Below are 21,054 nucleotides of genomic sequence, written 5' to 3' on the forward strand. Positions count from 1 at the left end.
TCAGTGCGAGTTAGTGCTCGCGTCTGGAGGAGAGCATCTCTGGTGGAGGTCATTGCGGCGGGGCGCTTCCTCGCTCGGTGGTGGCGGCGAAGTCTGTGGGTCGGGTGTCGAATACTCTCGCGCAGTGGCCGGAACAGAAGTAGTAGGTGTGGCCCTCGTGGGTGGCGCTGGCAGTGGCAAAGGCCGGGTCCACGCTCATGCCGCATACCGGGTCAGTGGCATGGGGAGTTGGCTCTGATCCAGGATCGTGGCGGTCGTCGCCGACTTCCACCACAGGTTCGGAGGCGAGCGACACCGCGGTGTCATCAGCGGCCCGTTCGGCAGTGAAGCCCCGGAGTCGGTTGGCGTTGACCACGACCGACAGGGAGGACAATGCCATCGCCGCAGCGGCAATCATCGGGCTGAGTCTGAGCCCGAAGAACGGATACAGTACGCCCGCAGCGATCGGGATACCGAGACCGTTGTAGAGGAAAGCGAAGACCAGATTCTGCTTGATGTTGCGCATCGTGGCTCGGGACAGGTCCACGGCGATGACCAGGCCTGACAACGCCCCGGATATTAAAGTGATGTCTGAGGACTCGATGGCCACGTCGGTGCCGGTGCCGATCGCTGAACCGACGTCGGCTTGGGCTAAGGCTGGGGCATCGTTGATGCCGTCGCCGACCATGCCCACAACCTTGCCCTCTGCTTGCAGTCGCTTAACTTCAGCGGCCTTGTGCTCGGGCATGACCTCGGCGACCACTCGAGTGATGCCGACTTGGTGGGCGATGGCCGCGGCGGTGGCCCGATTGTCCCCGGTCATCATCACTACCTCGATGCCGCGGGCCCGCATGGCGGCGATGGCCGCGATCGAGCCCTCCTTGAGAGTGTCGGCAACCGCGACGACGCCAGCGGGTCGAGCGTCCACGGCAACTAGCATAGGGGTCTTACCGTCCCCGGCCAGTTGCTCGACGTCAGCACTCAACACCTCGGCATCGACGCCCTCGGTGGTCAACAGGCGTCGGTTGCCAACCAGGACTGTCCGGCCCCCGACCAACGCCCTTACGCCTTGGCCAGTGATGGAGTCGAACTCGAAGGCCTCGGCCACGGTCACCTGCTGGTCTCGGGCACCTGCGACGATCGCCGCGGCCAGTGGGTGCTCGGAGAAGCGCTCCACCGCAGCTACCAGTGCGAGGACCTCCAAAGGTTCGAAGCCGTCGGCGGGCAGCACGTCGGTCAACGCCGGTTGGCCCTTGGTGATCGTGCCGGTCTTGTCCAACACCACGATATCGAGCTTCTGCGCAGTCTCGAGTGCCTCTGCCGAGCGGATCAAGATGCCAGCCGAAGCGGCCTTGCCTGTGCCGACAGTGATGGACAACGGCGTCGCCAGCCCCAATGCGCAGGGACACGCGATGATGAGCACCGACACTGCCGCAACCAACGCGAAAATGAACATGGGGGCTGGACCGAGCACGCTCCAAGCCGCGAACGTCCAGATCGCGACCACGATCACGGCCGGTACGAAGTAGCTAGAGACCAGGTCCACCAGGCGTTGGATGGGCGCCTTAGACCCCTGGGCCTGGCGGTCCAGGGTGATGATCTGGGAGAGCATGGTGTCCGCGCCGACCCTGGTGGCGGTGTAGCGGAAGGAGCCGGTCTGGTTGATCGTCGCCCCGATGACCAGGTCCCCAGCCGTCTTGGTCACCGGGATCGGCTCGCCCGTCACCATGGACTCATCCACCGCCGAGCCGCCCTCGAGTACCTGGCCGTCCACCGGGAGTTTCTCCCCCGGCCGGACTACGACCACATCCCCGGCCACGACGTCCTGGATAGAAATCTCGAGCTCCTCGCCGCCACGGATCACGCGCGCGGTCTTGGGCTGAAGTCCGATCAGAGTACGAATCGCTTCTCCGGTACCGGCCTTCGCCTTCGTCTCCAGCAGACGCCCCAGCAGGATCAGGGTGAGGATCACCCCGACCGCTTCGTAATAGACCTCCCGGACATCGACCGGCAGCTGCGACGGAACGAGCGTCACCACGAGTGAGTACCCGTAAGCCGCCAACGTGCCCAGGGTGATCAGGGAGTTCATGTCTGCTGTGCGGTGCGACAGAGCCATCCACCCCGTGCGGTGGATGGGCCAGCCCGCGTAGAACATCACCGGCGTGATCAACGCGAACTGCGCCCAGGGCTCCAGCAGCACCTGTGGCATCCAGGACACCGAGAAGAACTCGGTGAGCATCACCGCGAACACGACCGGGGTCGTGAGGATCGCCCCGAGCGCCACTCGACGCCACAGGTCGGAGATCTCGGCGGCGCGCTCCCGCCCTTCGACATCCCCGTGGTCTTTAGCCGGGCCCGAGGCATGCCCGTCGAACGGGTCAGCCACCGACCCCGCCTGTACCGGGGTCGCCGAGTCCCGGTCGTCGGCCTTATCGCTGACTAGGATCTGGCCGTGGAGCATGCCCATTCCGCAGGTAAGCTCGTGAGCACCGGGAGACAGGGCAGGCAGGTCGATCGTGGTCTGTCCGAACGCGGCCAACGCGCGGTTCACGTCAAGATCGGCGATGACCAGGCGAGCGGAACAGGACGAGTCCTCCTGTCGGTCCACCTGTACCCGCACTGGGATCCCCGGCCGCACTCGCACCACGTGCGGCTCGAATCCACCCCGTACCTGCATCGTGACCACCTGAACACCGTCCTGCACCCGGGCCCAGGCTGCGGTGGCGGTGGCGTCGGATCCTCTCGTCTCGGTTGCGTTCGGCGCGGTCGCGGCCAAATGGGTGGCGGCCGAGGACCCACAAGTCTCCGGCGAAGGCGGGTCACCCACGACCACGAGCTTGCCGTGAAGCATGTTCATCCCGCACGCAAAGCTGTACTCGCCGGGGTGATCGGGGACGAACTCCACCGACGTGGTCTCGAACGCGGGCAGAGTCTGGTTAATTTTGAAGTCGGGGAACAGTACCCGTGACGAGCACTCACCGCTTTCTTGCCTGTCGAACAGCAGCCGCACCGGCACCCCGGGGGAGACCTCAATCAGGTCCGGGCTGTATCCGCCCTTGACCGTGACTTTGACGACCTGCACGCCCCCCTCGAGTTCGGCCCGGCGAACTTTCCTGGTGCCGAAGAAGTACCAAAGTATGAATCCGGTCAAGGTGAGCGCAGCCAGCTAGATCATGACACCGCTACTGTTCATCGTCTGTCACCTTCCACGAGACCGAGCTTTTGCAGCCTGGTTCGTCGGGTCATTTCGTCGGGATGCAACGCACCGTGTAGGCCCGGCCAATGCCCGGTCAGCTCCATTCGGCCGGTCAGCTCAAAACCCACCTGTTCGACCGCGGTGAGGGTCTGCGCCAGGCTGTTTTCGCGAGAAGATCTGATCGTGATGACGGACTGCCCGTCTTTGATGAGGTCGACTGACACCCCCTCGACTTCGGGTAGCCCCCATAGATGCTCGATCATTCGCGCGATGCACTCACCGCAGGTCAGTCCCCTGACGGTGTAACTCATCGTGCTAGTGGCCGCTGCAGCCATCTCGGTGTCCTCCAGCCTTGGAAATCGCGTCGTGCTCGCTCCTGGTCGGTTCAATGCTGAGCCGATTGGATCCCAGGAGCGTGTAGTGGCGGGTTAATGGCCGTGGCCACCGGGCATTGCGAACATCATCAGGCCCATCATCGCCACGCACAGCGCGCCAAACACGATCACTCCGGTGCCTGCGACCCCGGTCACCAGCAGGACCCCGACAAGAACGAGCATCGGGACACAACACGCGAGCATCATCCAACGATGACCGGAGCGTCCGGGCTTCGAGGGCTCGGGCGGGTACTGCTCTTCCAGAGGCCCATCGCTGTAGGGGGAAGCCGACCCCGCAACGGGGGGCTGATCAGGGGGCGCGTCTAGTGGCTGGCGCCGTCGCTCCTGGGGTGATTGCTCGCTCATGAGGGGTGTCCTTTCCGAAGCGGGAGGCGGCCCAATTTTTTGTACAGTGGACAGTGCCCGGTCCCACCAGTGACGATCAGGTCCAGACCAGCCACGATCAACAACAGCTCCACGATCACCGCGCCCGTGGAGTCCGCCTGGCTGAGCAGAATTCCTCCGCCAACGACACCGAGAAGACCCAACACGATGCGAGCGCCCCTTTCGATAGGGGTGATGTTGATACTCCATCTCGCCTGCATCGTTTCCTCCTGGGTGCTCGATCCAGCCCCGAGTGCACGGGACCATTGATCGGTACACCCCCAATCTGCCAAGTGTTTGTGAAGGACGAACTGTCCTTCACGTGAAGGTTCGGTGAAGCCGGTACGGCGTGTGCCACAAGTGTGGGGAGATGCGCGCCTCAACGCGCTCAGCGGACGCGCGTCGTGCGGCCTGAATCGCGCTGGGTTGGTTGGAGTCTCTGGTGTGCTCTGTGTTCTCACTGGTGTTGGTGGTGTCGCACGGCGAGCCACTGGGCGAGGACGATGGCTAGGGCCACTAGCGCGGTGATGACGAGGGTGAACGGGTCCGATTGGCTCTTGGTGAGCAGGAAGGGCACCAGTACCGCGAGGTCAAGGATGATCGCGAGCAACGGGATCCAGGAGTTGGCGGCGACGTCGTTTTTGAGACGGCGGATGATCCCGAAGTGGATGGCAATGTCCATGGCCAAATACAAGATAGCGCCAAGGGAGGCGATCTGGGAGAGGTCGAAGAAGGCGGCCATCACGATCGCCAGCCCGGCGGTGATGTAGAGCGACTGATGTCCTGGCCGGCCGGGCAGGCCCGGGGCTTGGCCCATTTCTCGGAGCATGTCGTAGAGCTTCGAGACTGAGAATAGGCTCGCGATCAGTCCAGACAGTGTGGCGACCACCGCGATAAGCACGGTTATTCTCATGCCCCAGTCGCCGAACATCGGCTGGGCTGCTTCGGCCAGTGCGTAGTCGCGGGCCTCGATGATCTCTGGCACGGTCAGGCTCGCAGTGACTGCGACGGTGATCAATAGATAGAGCGCCGTGCACAGGGCGATGGAAATAATGATTGAGCGGCCGATATTGCGCTTGGGGTTCTTCAGATCCCCGCCGTGGTTGGTGATCGTGGTGAACCCCTTGTACGCCAGGATGCATAGGGTGACACCGGCGAGAAAGCCCACCCATCCCTGGTCTGGTGGCGTGCGTCCAGCGGCGGTAATGAGCCGGGGCAGGGAGGAGAGTCCCGCGGCGAGGATTCCCGCGATCGCCAGCACCGCGATGCCGACGATCTTGAGCGCTGCGGTGACCGTGGCAGAGCGCTCCACTAGTTGGTTGCCCACCAGGTTCACCAGTGCGGCGCCGGCGATGGCGAGGACGGCCAGCACCGGGACCCACACGTCGGAGTCCTGCATCCCGAACGGTCGCAGCATGTAGGTACCGAAGGTTCGGCCGAGAAGGGACTCGGCGAGGATCATCGACACGTACATGAACAGCGAAACCGAGCCAGCCACGACCCCGGGTCCATACGCGGCTTTGAGTTGCATCGCGATTCCGCCCGAGGAAGGGTTGGTGGCTGAGTAGCGGATGTAGGAGTAGGAGCTGAAGGCCACCACCACTGCCCCGGCAAGGAAGGCCCACGGCATCCACCCCCCGGCCAGCTCGGCGACCTGCCCTACCAGGGCGAAAATGCCCGCCCCGATCATCACCCCCGTCCCGAGCGCAACGGATCCAGTGAGGGTCAGTGAGTTCGAGGACTGGGCGCTGCGATCCATGCGGTACCGTACTTTCTTCTCGTCGGGCGGGGTTGGCGGTGTGCTTGCGGTCGGGTGCGCCGAGTTCAGCGGGCCAGGATCGTGCCCATCATGCCGAGGTCCTCGTGGTCGAGGATGTGACAGTGGTAGACGGTGCGGCCGACGATGTCGTCGAAGGCCACGCGGATGGTGACGCGGCCGAAGGCCGGAATGTTGACCACGTCCTGCCAGGTGGGTGACTCGCCGTCGTCGAGGACTTGCATGGGCCACACGTGCAGGTGCATTGGGTGGTCCATGGGGCTGGTGTTGGTCAGGGTCCATTCCTCCACAGTTCTGGCGCGGACCGTGATGTCGTTTCGGTCGGCGTCGAACTGTCGGCCGTTGATGGTGAACGACATCATCGATTCGGCTCCGCGCATCCCACGGCCCATGCCCATGCCCATGGCGAATTCCAGGGTTCGACGGGCAGTTACCGGTGCGGTGCGCAGGTCCCGCAGGGCCGGTCCTGCGGGCACGGGATCGGGTTCGTCCGCCGGGGGCCCAGTCACGTCCAGCGTGAGCAGACCGATCGGCTCGTCGTCCGCCGGGAACGCACCGGCCATGGGTCCGCCCATCATGCCAGGCATGGCGCCGCGGTCCACCGGGATGCTGAGCAGAGTGGAGGTGCCCTGGCGAGCGTCCACCAGGAGTTCGACTCTGTTTCCGGGAGCCAGCGTCACCTCGGTGAGGTCGACAGGTTCGGGTAGGCGGCCGGTGTCACGGCCGAGCAGGCGCAGAGACTGACCATCCAGGGTCAGGCGCAGGTAGCGGGACGGGCAGGCGTTGACGATCCGCCACTGCTCTCGCTCTCCCGGCGAAGCGGTGGCCCGGGGCCGAACCTGGCCGTTGACCATCACTATCTCGCCTTGACGGCCCATCATCTTCTCGGGCGGGGACGCGGCAGCCGGGTTGCCAGTGCCGTCGAGGGTGATGTCGGAGACGACCAAGGTGCGCTCACGGGACACCGGGACCGGCTCGGGGTCCTCAACAACGATCGCTCCGTAGAGTCCGGCCGCCAGTTGGTCAGCGACATGGCCGTGGTGGTGGGGGTGGTACCAGAAAGTCCCGGGCGGGTGGTCGTTTGGCAGGACGATTTCGTAGTCGAAGGACTCGCCGGGGGAGATGCTGACGAAGGGGTTGTCGCCATTGCCCTCGGGGGAGACGTGCAACCCGTGTACGTGCAGGTTGGTCGGGGTGTCGAGTTCGTTGGCAATCGCCACTCGGATCGTGTCTCCGCCCCGAACGCGCAGGGTGGGGCCTGGGAGTGTGCCGTTGAACGCCTGCACGTTTGCGTTTCGCCCGCCGATCTTGACCCGGGCGGGGGCGGCGACCAACTCCAGATCGAGCACACCGTCCCGACTGGCCACCACGTCCGGCTCGAGAAGGTCGTCACCACCGTCGGAGAAGCCACCACTGTTCGTGGTGTTGCCCTCACTGACGGTCCACCACAGGCCGGCCCCGCCCACGGCGGCGGTGCCGGCCCCTGCCAAACCCAGTGCGAGGAGCTGCCGTCGGGTCAGCTCGCTCACTGCCGTCCCTCGCCCAGAGTGTGTAGTCGCTCCCGGTACTCCTCGGTGGTTAGCTCTCCACGGGCGTAGCGTTCGTCCAGGATCTCTCGCGGCTGGCGCGGGCGTTCCCCGGTTTTGACATGCTCATGCCCTCCGGTCTGGCCCCGGCCGCCGGTGAACGCTTTCGCCAGGACGACGGTGACCACCACCGTGCCCAGAATGACCAAGAGCCAGAAGATCCACATCCAGCCCATTCCCGAACCCATCCCGTTGTTCCACATCATCGCGATCGTCCTTCGCTACTTCTCAGTCCCGAGCGTGTGGCCCGCCGGTGTCTGGGGGGTGGTGGCGCCGGGTGCGGGGCGTGGCGGTCGGTCTGGAGACCGTGGATCGGCATCGGCACCGAGGGTCTGGGTGTGGAGCAGCACGTGCAGGATTCAGCGATCGCTTCCAACGGAAGGTTACTGCGAGGCTGGATAGACATCTTCTCCTCTTCATATTCGTTGCTGGTGCTCACTGGAACACCTCCAATTATACCCCTATGGGGTATGTGGGGTAGGTGGTTGAACCCGGCTCACCCATCGATTGGTCCCTGGGTGTCTCACGCCTGGGGAGCGGTCCCTGTCAGGGCGACAATGAGGCAGAGCACGCTGGCCCAGAACACGCCCAGGCCAATGGCCACCACGGTTACACTCGCCCACTCCATACCGCGCCCCTGTCTTCCGGTCGAGTTCCACATTGGCCGGTACGCCCGCGTATTTGTGTGGAGATCAGGTGGAGGTCTGATCAAGAATTTCCGCTGGCGAGCTGACACTCAGGACAGGCTGGAACGATCGAGACCATGGTGGAGAACCCTCGTGCCCTCGAAGATGGGGGAAATTTGGGGAAGGGTGAGTTCGCAGAAACTACAGCTCGGCATCGTTTAGTGGCCCTTCATAGTGAAGGGCCCGTTTAGTGGAAGGTCTGCGTATTTAGCCGCACCCCGCCCAGGCCGCGGGCGGCCAGGTCGGCGAAGAAGGTGTTCCATGAGGCCGTGGTCTCACTGGTGGCGACTTGTATGCCCAGCACCTCGCGGTGGCCGTCGCCGTTGACGCCGAGGGCGCAGGGCTCACGCCCAGTCTTCGATCGATTTGCTCGCGGGGCCGAATCCCGCGGGGTCGTAGCGCGAGCCAAAGTGCGCCCAGGACCACGGTCAGTGTCGAGCCGGCAGTGTGGCTCTCGGTTAACCAACCGGCAAATGCTGCAGCGGTCCCCCGACGGACATCACAACCAGAACCGCCATGAGGCGTGGAGACCAGGAAATGATGGGCGCTGTAGGGCACCGGCAGAGGGTGCTTTCAGGGGCCAGTCCGAAAACCGCGGTTCTCCGAGCCCGATCGACCAGCCTCGGGCAACGTGTCCTGGGGCGCCCACCTCGCTCCCTCGGTGCCAAGGTCAAGATCTCGTGAAGAAACCTGACGACTCGAATCATGTACCCACCGGGGGTATATGATTCTGGTGTGGGATCGCCCCACGGCGTTCGGCGAAAGGATTAAGACGATGACGGCCACCACATACCAAGTTCAGGGGATGACCTGCGGGCATTGCGTTTCGTCCGTGAAAGCCGCTGTTGGTGCATTGCCCGGCGTGATCGGCGTCGAAGTCAACTTGCAGGCAGGAAGTATGACAACGACCGGAACCGCGACTACCCAGGCCGTATCCCAAGCCGTGGCCGACGCCGGATACGCGATAGTCTCCGCAGATCAGACGGTCGGTGTCTCCTTGCCTATGGCGAGTGGAACGGGTGGCTGCTGCTGCAGCTGACGCTTGTCTTGCGCCTGGCGGAGGTCTTGCGTGGGGACCGGGTCGCCATCAGTTGCCGCCCCGGTTGCGGGCGGTGATGAGGGCGGGTGAGTCCACTGAGTCCTCCTGGATGGTCCTGGCGGGGTCGGGCTCACTCTAGGGGCCGGGTACGTCACCGTCGGCGCCCGCTGGCGGGCAACCCGCCGAGCTGCCGAGACGCCGGGCCGCCGAGCCGCCGGGGGCGAGCGTGGGGAGCCGGCGTGCGGCGCGTTCGGGACGAAGTCCATGACGATGGCGACGACGACACGGGCCCGCGGCGGCCAGAGTTCTGGTTGCGGGCTGGTTCGTATTCACGCAGGCCGTGCCGGACCCGCAGGATTGGCATAGTTTCTCGACAGGGGTGATGAGTATGCAGAGCCGGGATGGTGAGGACGCAGTCAGGCTCGCGACACTTCGTGCAGCAGTCGAGCTGGGCTGGGCTGACGTGGCGGCGGGCCGCTACGTGGATGTCGGCGACTCGGACCTGGACGACGCCACCGCGTACATCCGCGCACGAGCAGTGGCCGACGGTCGGTCACCTGGGTGACGGCGACATTCCGCCTCACGGTGAGCGCGGGTGAAAAGTCTGTCTGGTCTGCCGTTTCGACCCGGACATGCTCGTGGTGGGCGGGGTTCTCCACGACGCGATGGACGTGGGCCAGCACGTCGATCCTGCTCACGTGTGGAGCTGAGCGAGGGCGGCTGGGGAGAGGTATGCGCCCGGAATGGACCAGACCGGGTGCGTACCCGGGCCGGCGGCGTACATAGGGGACGCGCAACCCCGGAGGGGGCGAAGGCCGGCCAGGCGGGGGCGGGGTGAGCGTCCCCGGCCCAGCCTCGTCCCGCCCTCTGGACCGACGTGGAACAATGGCCAGCGGACTGCGCCCGCCTAGCGGCGCCGGCCACGCACACGAACCCACGAACTTCCCCCAAGGAGCACAGATGGCGCTTATCGAGCAGGTCGGAGCCCGGGAGATCCTCGATTCGCGAGGCAACCCCACCGTCGAGGTGGAGGTGCTTCTGGACGACGGCTCGTTCGGCCGCGCCGCCGTGCCGTCCGGTGCGTCCACCGGCGCCCACGAGGCCGTGGAGCTTCGCGATGAGGACGATCGCTACCTGGGCAAGGGCGTCACCAAGGCCGTGGAGGCCGTGCTGGACGTCCTCGCCCCCGCCGTCATCGGCATCCCCGCCGAGGACCAGCGCGTCGTGGACGAGGCCCTCCTCGACGCCGACGGCACCCCCAACAAGTCCACCGTCGGCGCCAACGCCGTCCTCGGCGTCTCGCTGGCCGTGGCCCGCGCCGCCGCCGAGTCCTCGGGCCTCGAGCTCTACCGCTTCATCGGTGGCGCCAACGCCCACGTGCTGCCCGTGCCGATGATGAACATCCTCAACGGTGGCGCCCACGCCGACTCGGGCGTCGACGTTCAGGAGTTCATGATCGCCCCCATCGGCGCGCCCACGTTCCGTGAGGCCCTGCGCATGGGCACCGAGGTGTACCACCACCTCAAGACCGTCATCAAGGATCGAGGCCTGTCGACCGGCCTGGGCGACGAGGGCGGGTTCGCCCCCTCCGTCGAGTCCACCACCGCCGCTCTCGACCTCATCGCCGAGGCCATCGAGAAGGCCGGCTACTCGCTCGGCACCGACGTGGCCCTCGCTCTGGACGTCGCCGCCACCGAGTTCTACAAGGACGGCAAGTACCACTTCGAGGGCAAGCAGCTCTCCGCCGCCGAGATGGCCGACGTCTACGCCGAGCTCGTCAACAAGTACGCGCTGGTCTCCATCGAGGACCCGCTCGACGAGGACGACTGGGACGGCTGGAAGACGCTGACCGACATGATCGGCGACAAGGTGCAGCTGGTCGGCGACGACCTCTTCGTCACCAACCCGCAGCGCCTGGCCGAGGGCATCGAGAAGGGCCTGGCCAACGCCCTGCTGGTCAAGGTCAACCAGATCGGCACCCTCACCGAGACGCTGGACGCCGTGGACCTGGCCCACCGCAACCGCTACGCCTCGATGATGTCGCACCGCTCCGGCGAGACCGAGGACACGACCATCGCCGACCTCGCCGTGGCCTGCAACTGTGGCCAGATCAAGACCGGCGCCCCGGCCCGCTCCGAGCGCGTGGCCAAGTACAACCAGCTGCTGCGCATCGAGGAGATGCTCGGCGACGCCGCCCGGTACGCCGGCGCCGAGGCGTTCCCGCGCTTCAACGCCTGACGGCACCAACACCGCCCGTCGGCAGTTCACCGCTGACGGGCACGTAGTCGGAAAGGAAGGCGCATGGCTCGCCCGCCCCGCCCCTCGGACCGCCGGGGAGACGCACGCGATCGTGCGGCGTCCCGGCGGCCCGGGGAGGCGTCGGGCGCCATCCGTCGCCGTGCGAACGGGACGGGCCGGGGGACCGCCGCAGACCGGGGGAGCAGCACCGGCCGCGGCCCGGGTGCTACCGGCCGCGACGGGGTCGACGGGCAGAGCGGGGCCGATCAGCCCGCCGACCCCACCCGCCGGGAGCCGACGCGCCGGCGGACGCCGAGCCGCGAACGGGACCGGCCCGTCCCGGCCTCCGCTCGCTCCGGCCGGGTCGGCACCACCGCGCATCCGGAGGCCCACCGCCTCACCACGCGCACGGACCTGTCCGACACCCTGCTGGGCCCGCGGAACTACACCCCGCGGCGGATCGGACTCCTCGCCGTCGTCGCCATCATCCTGCTGGTCACCGTGTCGTTCCCGCTGCGCAATCACTATCAGTTCCTGCGCGACGAGAAGACCGTGGCGCAGGAGCGGGCCGCGCTGGAGGCGACGATCGCCGAGCTCGAGGCCGAGGAGCAGATGCTGTCGGACCCGGCGTACATCGAGCAGCAGGCCCGCATCCGCTTTGGCGCCGTGAAGCCGGGGGAGACCCCGTACCGCGTGTCGATGGTCGACCCGATCGAGCAGGCCGTGGCCGAGCAGAAGGCGGCCGAGCTGGCGGCGCAGCCGTGGCAGACGCGCGTGTGGAACTCCATCGCCGAGCCCGCGGACCCGATCATGCCGGAGGATTCGGCGGTGCTCGAGGGCACGTCCATCCCCGGTGGCCCCGACACCCCGCCGGTGCCGGTCGTGCCCGGCGTGCCCGGCGCCGACGACCCCGCCGCCCCCATCCCGGGCGGCGTCCAAGATCAATCACAGGAGGACCCCCCAGCGTGAGCGCCGAGCAGAGCGTGTCCAGCGAAGACCTCGACGCGATCCAGGCTCAGCTGGGTCGGCCGCCGCGGGGCGTGCTGGAGGTGTCCTACCGCAGCCCCGACGGCCAGCCCGGGGTGGTCAAGACCGCGCCGCGGCTGGAGGACGGCACCCCGTTCCCCACGCTGTACTACCTCACCGATCCGCGGCTCACCGCCGAGGCGAGTCGGCAGGAGTCCGCGGGGATCATGAGGGGGATGACGACGAGGTTGGCCCAGGAGCCCGAGCTGGCAGCCAACTACGTGCAGGCGCACGAGCGGTTCCTCGCCAAGCGCAACGAGATCGAGGACCTGGGCACGGATTTCAGCGGTGGCGGCATGCCCGAGCGCGTCAAGTGCCTGCACGTGCTCATGGCGTACGCGCTCGCGGAGGGGCCGGGCGTGGTCTGGCTGGGCGACGAGTCCGTGGCGTTGGCCTGCGAGGCCGGGTTGCGCGGCAACGCCCTGCCCGCCGACTGGCCCACGCCCGAGGAGCTGGGCGTGCCCGACTACCTCGCGATGGACGAGCAGTGACCACCACCGGATCGAGTAGCACCGGCCCGGCCCGGCCCGGCGCCGTGCGCGTCGGCGCGGTCGACTGCGGCACCAACTCCATCCGCCTGCTGGTCGCCGAGGGCGTCCCCGGCGAGGCCGGACTCACCGACGTCACGCGCGAGATGCGGATCATCCGGCTCGGCGAGGGCGTCGACGCCACCGGGCGACTCTCGGATGGTGCGCTCTCCCGCTGCCGCACCGCGCTGATGGACTACACCGCCACGATGGCGGAGCTCGGTGTGCAGTCGGTGCGGATGGTCGCCACTTCCGCCACCCGCGATGCCCGCAATAAGGATGAGTTCTTCGGTATGACCGCCGAGGTGCTCGGCAAGCACTTCCCGGGCGCGCAGGCCGAGGTCATCTCCGGACAGACCGAGGCCGAGCTGACCTTCGCCGGCGGGGTGTCGGACCTGTCGCCGGCGGACGGGCCGTTTGTAGTGACCGACCTCGGCGGCGGCTCCACGGAGATCGTCGTGGGCGAGCTCGTCCGCGGCGACGTGCAGTTGCTCGGGGCCCGCAGCCTCGATGTGGGCTGTGTGCGGATCACCGAGCGAGTGCTGCATTCGGATCCGCCCACCACGGCCGAGATCGCTGAGGCACGGGCCGTGATCGCCGATGCGCTGGCAGAGGCCGGCGACGTGCCGGTGGGCCGCGCCGCGCGCTGGGTGGGCGTGGCCGGCACCTTCACCACGCTCTCGGCGTTGGCGCAGGGGCTGGGGGAGTACGACCCGCAGAAGATCCACGGCAGCGTCATCCCGCTGGATCGCATGCGCGAGGTGTGCGACCGCCTGGTGGCCTCGTCGGTGACCGAGCGACGCAGCCTGGGGCCGATGCATCCGGGCCGTGCGGATGTGATCGGCGGGGGCTCGATCGTGGTCCAGGCGGTGTGTGATGTGATGGCAGAGCGCGCGGGGTTGTCCGAGCTCACGGTGAGTGAGAAGGACATCCTGGACGGCATCGCGATGTCGGTGCTGACCTGCCTGGCCGGCTAGACCGGCCAGGCATCCTGCGCCCCAACCGGTTCCGCGCCGGCGGGTCGGAAAGCCCCCATAGCCCAATTGGCAGAGGCAGACGGCTTAAAACCGTTTCAGTGTCGGTTCGAGTCCGACTGGGGGCACTCTGAACAGCGGCTATAGCGCAGCTTCGGGCTGAGACTATCCATCAAATCATTCAAAAAAGATGTCGCGCGCAGTTCGGTCTCTTCCCACGGTTTGCGCTTGGTCGTCGATCTCGCGGTGGTTCAGCCGTGCACCTGAGGGTAACGCGCCACCAGCTCATCGCTGCTGCGCCTCTATCACAGGTGACCCGATGCTGGGATGACCCGCCCTTCCTCCGAGCTGTACAGCTTGCCATTTGTCGAACAGTGCAGAGCAAGGGGCGGAGCAGCCAACCGATGACGCCGGCCAGGACGCCTCATCCGTACCGTCCATATGGTCAGAGATAAGGGACCTGAAAGACTGAGGCGGTATGTATGTCCGATAACCGATAAACGAACCGAAGTAGAGGGCCGCGAGTGAGCGCGCAGGTAGCCAAAATCAGCCAGTCCGCGGTGTGGGACACCGCGGACAAGTTCCTCCGCAACGTCGTCGATCCCGAGGACTACGGCGAGTACATCCTGCCGTTCCTCATCCTCCGCCGCCTGGAGTGCCTCCTCGACGACACCAAGGACGAAGTCGTCGAGCTGGCCGAGTCGGGCAAGTACAACGGCGAGATGCTGAACATGGCCGTGCACGCCAAGTTCGGTCTCGGCTACTACAACACCTCGCGCTTCACCATGGAGACCATCGGCAAGACCGATGACCATGTCCAGGAGTCGCTGCTGGAGTACCTCGACGGGTTCTCCGAGCACATCGCCGACATCTGGGAGTCGTTCAAGTTCCGGGAGAAGATCGCCACCCTGAGCAAGAACAACAGGCTGTGGCAGGTCATCCGTCACTTCGCCGCGCTGGAACTGCACCCCGACCGCATACCCGATGTGAGCATGGGCGATCTGTTCGAGGACATCATGTACCGGGCCTTCACGACCAAAGGCAAAGCCGCGGGTGCGTTCTACACCCCACGCGATGCGATCCGCCTAATGGTGGATGTGTTGTTCGCCTCCGACGATGAGGGCCTAACCGGTAAGGCACCGGCACGGTCTGTCTACGACCCCACCGCGGGCACCGGCGGCATGCTTCTGGTCGCAGAGCGTGCTCTCAAGGAGATGAACCCCAACATCGACGTGTCGATGTACGGGCAGGAAATGATGGACCTGGCCTACGCCATCGGCAAGGCCGACCTATTGATCCAGGGCGGACGACCGGAGTCGATCAAGCAGGGCGACACCCTGCGCGAGGACCGCTACGAGGGCGACACCTTCGACTACGTCCTGTCCAACCCGCCGTTCGGTAGCGACTGGTCTGTCTCCAAGGTCGAGGTCATGCGCCAAGCAGCGGTGCCCGGTTCGCGGTTCTCTCACGGTCTCCCGGCCACTTCCGATGGCCAGATGCTGTTCCTGAGCCACGTGGCCTCGAAGATGGCACCCAGAGGCGCGAACGGGGCCGGTGGACGCGCCGCTGTGGTCTCCAATGGCTCTCCCCTGTTCACCGGCAAGGCTGAGTCCGGGCCGGACCGAATCCGCGCTTGGTTGCTGACGAGCGATCTCGTGGACGCGATCATCGCTCTGCCGGAGAAGATGTTCTACGGCACCGGCATCTCCACCTACGTGTGGATCCTCGACAACAACAAGGAAGAGCACCGCAAGGGCAAGATCCAGCTCATCAACGCCGCACCGTTCTGGTCCCCGATGCGCAAGGGGATGGGCGACAAGACCCGCGAGATGAGTGAGAGCAACCGCGCGGCTGTTCTGGATCTCTACACCGCCTTCGAGGACGGCGAGCACTGCAAGATCGTCACCGCCGACGACCTCGGGTACCGCGACGTGCCTGTGGTCAAACAGCACCACTACTGCACCAAGGTGACCGCCGAGGCCATCGAGCAGGTGCTATCCCACCCCGCCGCGACGGACGATCACCGCGGCATCATTGAGAAGCTGGACGGGGTGGTGTGGAACAGCCTGCCGACACTGCTCAAGACCCGCTCCAAATCCGCCGGGGTCAAGATGCCCACCGGACTGATCGACGCGATCATGAACGCCGTCGCCCACGACGATCCCGACGCCCCGCCCGCCGTGTCTCGCACCGGAAAGCCAGTGCTCGTGGACGGTTTCTCCATGACCGAGCGCATCCCCCTGTCCGAGGACGTGGACGAGCACATGCGCCGCGAGGTGCTGCCCTTCGCTCCCGACGTGACGTGGGACGAGGCCGCGTCCAAGGTCGGCTACGAGATCCCCTTCACGCGCCTGTTCTACAAGCCGGTGCCGGTCCGTCCCCTGGAGGACATAGATGCCGACATCGCGCGCGTCATGGCGAGCCTGGAGGCCAAGTTCGCGGCGGTGCGGGAATGAGCGCCTATTCCGCTGCGAGCCGCACTCGATGGCTCGGGGCTGTTCCATGGAATGTGGCTCCGGCGTGGGCAGTGTTCCATGAACGTTCTGAGAAGAGTGGCCCAACAGACGACCGACTAACCCCCTCGCAGCACTACGGGGTCCTAACGCAGCGCGAATATATGGAGCTAACTGGCAACCGCGTTGTCATCAACAAATCCGATCGCGACGTGGCGAAGCGCGTCCTCCCAAACGACTTCATCATTCATCTTCGGAGCTTTCAAGGCGGGATCGAGCACAGCCGCGTGTCTGGCAAAGTAACTAACGCCTACACGGTTCTGAGGCCTGTAGTCGGTGCAGACCCCGAGTATTACAGATACTTCCTTAAGTCCGATCCGTTTATCAGCGGCTTGTCGTCAATGACCGATCAGCTCAGGGACGGGCAGTCCATCAGCTTCGGCAAATTCAGCACTATGCGGCTCCCCCTCCCGCCCCTCCCCGCCCAACGCGCCATCGCCAACTACCTGGACCGCGAGACGGCGGAGATCGACGCGATGGCAGCGAAGCTTGATGAACTGGTGGGCAAGCTGGAGGAGCGAGAACTTGATTTAATCCTGAGCGAGACCCAAGTTTACTCAGACATTAACCATACGCGGTTAGAACTCGCAGCAGAGGTCTCACTCGGAAAGACGTTCCAAGGAAAGCAGAAGAGCGAGTCTGAGTCTCTTACGAACTATGTGCGCGCTGCCAGTATCCAACACAAGGGGGTGCTGGTGCTTGATGATCAGATGATGTGGATGTCACTTGAGGAGTTGAATAACCTCTCGCTAAGGGCGGGGGATGTGCTTGTTGTAGAGGGCGGTGCGGGCTACGGCCGAAGCACTTGCCTCACGGCAGATCTACCCTCCTGGGGGTTTCAGAATCACGTTATTCGTGTGCGTCCCCGACCCGGCTGGTTCGGTCCATTCATCGATTACACCATTCGCGCGCATAAGGCTGCCGGTCTCATCGAACTATTAGCAGTGGGGGCGACCATCCCCGGATTGTCTTCAGAGAAAGTCCGATCTCTCCCCATCGCGGCGATTCCAATGGAAGACCAAATCACTATTGCGCAGCGATTGGCGGAGCGGCTGAGCCTACTAGACTCGATGATCGCGGGCGCCCAGGAATTGAAAACACTGCTGACCGAGCGCCGGTCTGCTCTCATTGCCGAGGTAGTCACCGGCCGTAAGGAGGTTCCCGTTTCATGAGCACTGCTGTGTTGATGGAGCGCGAGTTCGAGGACAACATCTGCCAGTCCCTGGCCGAGCGCGGCTGGCTCTACGACCCCGCCGATACCGGCTGGGACCCGGAGCTGGCCCTGCACGGTCCGGACGCGCTCGCATGGCTGGAGTACCGGCACCCCAAGGAGTTCGCCAAAGCAGTACCGGACAATGGGTCGGACGTGGAGCGCAACTTGGCCCAGACCCTATTGCTCAAGCATCTGTCCGAGCGTGTGCTGGGCGGCAAGGTCAAGTACGACACCGCGCACGGCAAGATCCGCGGCGGGCTCCTCGGGGCGCTTCGGGAGGGGTTCAAGCACACCCGGGCCGGGCACATGACCTCCACCTTCGGGGCGATGGCTGCGTACCCGCCCGCGAACCCGATCCTCACCACAGCGGTGGAGGCGGCGAAGACCAATCGGCTACGGGTGATCCGGCAGGTCCGTTTCGACGCCGAGACCAACGAGACCATCGACCTGGTGCTGTGCGTGAACGGTGTGCCGGTGGTGACGATGGAACTCAAGACCGACAACACCCAGGCCGTCGACGAGGCCAAGAAGCAGTACCGCCGCGACCGAAAGCCGGGACGAGGAAAGTCCAGGGCACTACTGGCTCCGGGCCGCTGCCTGGTGCATTTCGCGGTGTCGAACTCGGAGGTCTACATGACCACCGAACTCAAAGGCGACCGCACCTTCTTCCTCCCGTTCAACCAGGGCACCGAGGACGGCCAGCCTGGCAACCCGCCGTCGGAGACCGGCTCGGCCACGGACTACCTGTGGCGGCAAGTCTTCGACCGCGACCTGTTCCTGCGTCTGCTCAACGACTACGCCCTGTGGGAGCCGTCCAAGCGGGACAAGAAGGGCAAGGCAATCGGCAGCGGCGGTCGGCTGATCTTCCCGCGCTTTCACCAGCTCCGCGCCACCGAGTCCGTGGTCTCCGACATCCTCACTCACGGCGTGGGTGGCCGGTATCTGATCTGGCACTCTGCCGGTTCGGGCAAGACCAAGACGATGGCATGGATGTCGCACAACCTCATCCGCAGGCACGACGCCGCGGGCACCAAGCTGTTCGACTCGGTGATCATGATCTCCGACCGCACAGTGCTCGACCAGAACATCCGCGACGACATCGCGCTGCTCCAAGCATCCGAGGGTCTGATCGTCCCCGTCGGGGAGGCCGGCGGCGCGAAGTCGCCGCAGCTCCTCCAAGCGCTCCGCGATGGCGGGCACATCATCTCCTGCACCCTCCAGACCTTCCCCGAAGTGCTCAAGATCATCGGGGACCGCAGCGACCTGGAAGGCCGCAAGTGGTGCGTGATCGCTGATGAAGCGCACTCGTCCCAGACCGGATCCGCTGCCCTGGCGCTGCGACGCCTGCTGACCGATGCGGTGGCCGAGTCCGAGGACGGTGAGCCACTGACCGGGGACGACCTGCTCACCGCGAAAGAGTCCGCCGTGTCCCAGGCGCTGAACCTGACGTACGTCGCGCTCACGGCCACCCCGAAGGCCAAGACGCTGCGCCTGTTCGGCTCCAAGCGCGGGGACGGCGACGATGTCACCTATCTGGCGTTCGACACCTACACAATGGCCCAGGCCATCGGCGAGGGCTTCATCCTCGACGTACTGGGCAACTACACCACCTACGACATGCTCGCGAGCGTCCGCGACGAGCTGGGCCGCGAGGAGCACGTCAACCGCGGCGAGGCGGTCTCCGATCTGGTCCGGTTCGTCCGGCTGCACCGCACCTCGATTGCCCAGAAGGTCGAGGTCGTCGTCGAGCACTTCCGACGCAACGTCATGCACCACCTCGACGGTCACGCCAAGGCTATGGTCGTCACCTCCTCTCGCCAGGCTGCGGTGAAGTGGTCGCTGTCGATGAACGAGTACATCGCGAAGAAGGGGTACGCGGACATGCGGACCCTGGTGGCGTTCTCCGGCTCGGTGGACCTCGACGACCGACCGGACTCCCTCGGTCTGACCGAGGCCGGGATGAATCAACGCGGCGACACCGAGAACGCTTTCAAGACCGAGGACCAGTACCGCGTCCTCATCGTCGCCGATAAATTCCAGACCGGCTTCGACGAGCCCCGTTTGTGCGCGATGTACGTGGACAAGAAGCTCTCAGGGATCACCACAGTCCAGACCTTGTCGCGGCTCAACCGGATCTACCCGGGTAAGCCGACCCCGATGATCCTGGACTTCATCAATACTCCCGAGGACATCCAAGCGGACTTCAAGGTCTATTACTCGGACGCGAAGGTTCACGGCGAGGTCGATCCCAACACCCTCCACGACTTGGCCGACGTACTGGACAGCGGGCGGTCTACACAGCTTGGAGAAGATGGTGGAGGTGGCTGACGCCTACGCGGCCGGCGAGAACGGTGAGACGCTGCGCAAACTCATCACGCCCATCGTGCATGCCTGGAACGGTGAGTACCGGCAGGCGAAACTGGCCGGGGACACCGATCGTAAGCAGGAGATCTTGGACTTCCGGACCAACCTGATCAAGTACAAGAACGCCTGGGAGTTCCTCACCCAGATCGTCGACTACGCCGACATCGAGATCGCCAAGCGAGCGGCGTTCGCGATGATCCTGGGGCGCAACCTCAAGATCACCGACCGCCCCGAGGACGAGGACTACGTGGGCGGTGTCGAACTATCAGGCGTCGGTCTCGTGCCCGCCCGGATCGAAGACGATCTGTCCCTGACCGAGGGAAGCGACGCCCCACTGACAACTCCCGAGTTCCTCCCCCAGACCGGCAGCATGCCCGCCCCGGTCAAGGAGACGTTCGAGCGCGTCATCGAAGAGGTCAACGCCCGGTTCGCCGCCGCGGGGGTCGCCGCCAGCGACCGTGAGAAGCAAGGGTTCGTCTCCGCCATGTGGGGCGCACTGTCCGGAGACGACGAGGTCTCCGACATGGCGACGGAAAACACCGGCGACCAGATGGGCAAGTCTGCGAAGTTCCAAGGCAAGGTGCGCTCGGCCCTGTTCGAGCACATGACCTCGACCGAGGAGATGGGCACAGCCGCGCTCGCCAACCCCGACCTATTCGAGACCCTCGTGGCGGGCCTGGCCGAAGTCGCTGAAGCTGCGAAGAAGTTCGGTCTGCTGGACGGCGGCGGCGAGGAGGACCCGGATAGCTAATTCGTACAACGCGGGATGCGCTGGTCTCACACAAAGGCTCAGCCGGGGAAGGGGCGCCGAGGCCCCGACAGCGTAAGAATCGGGCCTGGTGCACGGATAGGTGTCATCTGATCTGGATTGCCCTGAGGGGCGAGCCTGGAAGGATGTTGCTGAGCCCAACCCCTAACCCCCAGGAGTTCCTCGGACGTCGTCGTCCGCGTCGCTCAGAATCGCGAAGACTGTGTGACGCTCGAGCAGATCGCCGCCGACTTAGGTATCCACCCGATGACCCTGAACAAGTGGATCCGGAAGACCGACGCGGAGGCACGGGTCAAGCCAGGCACGACCGCTGCGTTGGCGATCGCCGGTGATCTCGGAGTTGGGTTGTCCAGGCTGTACCGTGCCCTCCAACGTCAGAACTAGATTGCGGATTTCATTCGGAATTCCA

General features: G+C 65.4%; 18 protein-coding genes, 1 tRNA gene and 1 pseudogene. 12 read left to right on the forward strand and 8 right to left on the reverse strand.

Features of this window, described 5'->3' with window-relative positions; translation table 11 throughout:
- Positions 1-49: 49 nt before the first annotated feature.
- The 8 genes and pseudogenes from CK206_RS17940 to CK206_RS17970 all read right to left on the reverse strand — a co-directional run.
- On the reverse strand, positions 50-3,130 hold the full coding sequence (locus CK206_RS17940) for a heavy metal translocating P-type ATPase (RefSeq protein ID WP_216824152.1): 3,081 nt from the start codon (positions 3,128-3,130) through the stop codon (positions 50-52).
- Positions 3,131-3,168: 38 nt separating this feature from the next.
- On the reverse strand, positions 3,169-3,486 hold the full coding sequence (locus CK206_RS17945; protein WP_159981210.1) for a heavy-metal-associated domain-containing protein: 318 nt from the start codon (positions 3,484-3,486) through the stop codon (positions 3,169-3,171).
- A gap of 117 nt (positions 3,487-3,603) precedes the next feature.
- Positions 3,604-3,732, reverse strand: a complete 129-nt coding sequence (locus CK206_RS20640; protein ID WP_256385638.1) for a hypothetical protein — start codon at positions 3,730-3,732, stop codon at positions 3,604-3,606.
- A 179-nt stretch (positions 3,733-3,911) separates the two neighbouring features.
- Positions 3,912-4,154 (reverse strand): DUF2892 domain-containing protein, encoded by a 243-nt coding sequence (locus CK206_RS17950; RefSeq protein WP_076599981.1) that lies wholly within the window; start codon positions 4,152-4,154, stop codon positions 3,912-3,914.
- Between the two features lie 236 nt (positions 4,155-4,390).
- Positions 4,391-5,692 (reverse strand): APC family permease, encoded by a 1,302-nt coding sequence (locus tag CK206_RS17955; RefSeq protein ID WP_096905123.1) that lies wholly within the window; start codon positions 5,690-5,692, stop codon positions 4,391-4,393.
- A 65-nt stretch (positions 5,693-5,757) separates the two neighbouring features.
- A complete protein-coding gene (locus CK206_RS17960) occupies positions 5,758-7,239 on the reverse strand; it encodes a multicopper oxidase family protein (RefSeq protein ID WP_096905124.1) in 1,482 nt (493 codons plus the stop codon).
- The gene (locus CK206_RS17965) at positions 7,236-7,502 is read right to left on the reverse strand and encodes an SHOCT domain-containing protein (protein WP_003862069.1); all 267 of its coding nucleotides are present in this window, start codon (positions 7,500-7,502) and stop codon (positions 7,236-7,238) included. Before CK206_RS17965 ends, CK206_RS17960 begins: the two co-directional genes overlap by 4 nt.
- A 670-nt stretch (positions 7,503-8,172) precedes the next feature.
- Positions 8,173-8,319, reverse strand: a pseudogene (locus tag CK206_RS17970) (transposase); the annotation flags it as partial.
- A 438-nt stretch (positions 8,320-8,757) separates the two neighbouring features.
- On the opposite strand from CK206_RS17970, the gene CK206_RS17975 reads away from it, so the two are divergent.
- The 12 genes from CK206_RS17975 (at position 8,758) to CK206_RS18025 (ending at position 21,029) form a co-directional block, all read left to right on the forward strand.
- Positions 8,758-9,021 carry a heavy-metal-associated domain-containing protein gene (locus CK206_RS17975; RefSeq protein WP_007626394.1) on the forward strand — a complete coding sequence of 88 codons (264 nt, stop codon included), beginning with the start codon at positions 8,758-8,760 and terminating at the stop codon, positions 9,019-9,021.
- Positions 9,022-9,403: 382 nt separating this feature from the next.
- Positions 9,404-9,586: a hypothetical protein gene (locus tag CK206_RS17980; protein ID WP_067712807.1), complete on the forward strand. Its 183-nt coding sequence runs from the start codon at positions 9,404-9,406 to the stop codon at positions 9,584-9,586.
- A gap of 395 nt (positions 9,587-9,981) precedes the next feature.
- Positions 9,982-11,259, forward strand: coding sequence for a phosphopyruvate hydratase (eno, locus tag CK206_RS17985; RefSeq protein WP_096905126.1), 1,278 nt, complete (start codon positions 9,982-9,984; stop codon positions 11,257-11,259).
- A 63-nt stretch (positions 11,260-11,322) separates the two neighbouring features.
- Positions 11,323-12,228, forward strand: coding sequence for a septum formation initiator family protein (locus CK206_RS17990; RefSeq protein ID WP_096905127.1), 906 nt, complete (start codon positions 11,323-11,325; stop codon positions 12,226-12,228).
- Positions 12,225-12,776, forward strand: a complete 552-nt coding sequence (locus CK206_RS17995) for a DUF501 domain-containing protein (RefSeq protein WP_096905128.1) — start codon at positions 12,225-12,227, stop codon at positions 12,774-12,776. The genes CK206_RS17990 and CK206_RS17995 overlap by 4 nt, the downstream gene beginning before the upstream one ends.
- Positions 12,773-13,789, forward strand: coding sequence for a Ppx/GppA phosphatase family protein (locus tag CK206_RS18000; protein ID WP_096905129.1), 1,017 nt, complete (start codon positions 12,773-12,775; stop codon positions 13,787-13,789). Before CK206_RS17995 ends, CK206_RS18000 begins: the two co-directional genes overlap by 4 nt.
- A gap of 51 nt (positions 13,790-13,840) precedes the next feature.
- Positions 13,841-13,914 (forward strand) — tRNA-Leu (locus CK206_RS18005).
- A 396-nt stretch (positions 13,915-14,310) separates the two neighbouring features.
- Entirely contained in the window at positions 14,311-16,242 is a 1,932-nt protein-coding gene (locus tag CK206_RS18010) for a class I SAM-dependent DNA methyltransferase (protein ID WP_096905130.1), read from the forward strand.
- A 161-nt stretch (positions 16,243-16,403) separates the two neighbouring features.
- Positions 16,404-17,471, forward strand: a complete 1,068-nt coding sequence (locus tag CK206_RS18015) for a type I restriction endonuclease subunit S (RefSeq protein ID WP_216824108.1) — start codon at positions 16,404-16,406, stop codon at positions 17,469-17,471.
- Positions 17,468-19,840, forward strand: a complete 2,373-nt coding sequence (locus tag CK206_RS18020; protein WP_254050652.1) for a type I restriction endonuclease subunit R — start codon at positions 17,468-17,470, stop codon at positions 19,838-19,840. Before CK206_RS18015 ends, CK206_RS18020 begins: the two co-directional genes overlap by 4 nt.
- The gene (locus CK206_RS20530; RefSeq protein ID WP_254050653.1) at positions 19,833-20,627 is read left to right on the forward strand and encodes a hypothetical protein; all 795 of its coding nucleotides are present in this window, start codon (positions 19,833-19,835) and stop codon (positions 20,625-20,627) included. Before CK206_RS18020 ends, CK206_RS20530 begins: the two co-directional genes overlap by 8 nt.
- A 222-nt stretch (positions 20,628-20,849) precedes the next feature.
- Positions 20,850-21,029, forward strand: a complete 180-nt coding sequence (locus CK206_RS18025; RefSeq protein ID WP_096905133.1) for a helix-turn-helix transcriptional regulator — start codon at positions 20,850-20,852, stop codon at positions 21,027-21,029.
- The last annotated feature ends 25 nt before the right edge of the window (positions 21,030-21,054 follow it).

The sequence above is a fragment of the Dietzia sp. WMMA184 genome (assembly GCF_002441635.1).
Lineage (GTDB): Bacteria > Actinomycetota > Actinomycetes > Mycobacteriales > Mycobacteriaceae > Dietzia > Dietzia kunjamensis.